This is a genomic window from Xenorhabdus vietnamensis (assembly GCF_002127535.1).
Classification (GTDB): domain Bacteria; phylum Pseudomonadota; class Gammaproteobacteria; order Enterobacterales; family Enterobacteriaceae; genus Xenorhabdus; species Xenorhabdus vietnamensis.
This window is the reverse complement of sequence record NZ_MUBJ01000123.1, coordinates 1-665: the sequence shown is the minus strand read 5'-3', so window position 1 is coordinate 665 and position 665 is coordinate 1. Positions and strand designations below refer to the sequence as shown.

The 665-nt window shown below is 53.1% G+C and carries 1 protein-coding gene; it reads left to right on the top strand.

The features are described 5' to 3' along the window. The coding region (locus tag Xvie_RS20495) for a condensation domain-containing protein (RefSeq protein ID WP_244175766.1) at positions 1–665 on the top strand (665 nt) is incomplete at both ends.

Below are 665 nucleotides of genomic sequence, written 5' to 3'. Positions count from 1 at the left end.
GCCTATCTGGCCACGCAACAATATCACCTGACTCATAAAGCCGAAGCCGACGCGTTTTGGGCGCAAGAAAAAGCCTGTTATCAGGGGGGGAACGATATCACACCGCTGTTAACACAGGCGGTTAACTTATCTCAAATCAAGACGGTTACACACCCAAACGATGAAGTCTTAACCCTACAGGGCGGTGCTTATGAACAGCTCAAGGCGATGTGTCAGCAGCAAGGGGTCACGCTGAACGCCACCGTACAATTTGCCTGGCACAAATTGCTGCACATTTACACCGGGGATGAACAAACCCTCGTCGGCAGTACGGTCTCCGGACGCGATGTGCCGGTGGACGGTATCGGGGCCAGTGTGGGCTTGTATATCAATACCCTGCCGCTCAGGGTGCAATGGGAACAAACCGCCAGCATTGCGTCCATTTTACAAAATATACAGCGCAGCATTGCCCTATTAAACAGCTACAGCGCCATGCCACTGGCCCGGTTGCAAACCGATGGCCGGCGTTTGTTCCATAGCTTGTTTGTTTTTGAGAATTACCCCGCGCCTGAACAGAACCCAAACACAGCCGGTATTGAGGGGGCAGTCTCATTCCGGCAAGCCGTTGAAAAGGTCGATTACCCACTCTCTGTCATGGCCCATGAACAGGGGGACAGTCTGGTGAT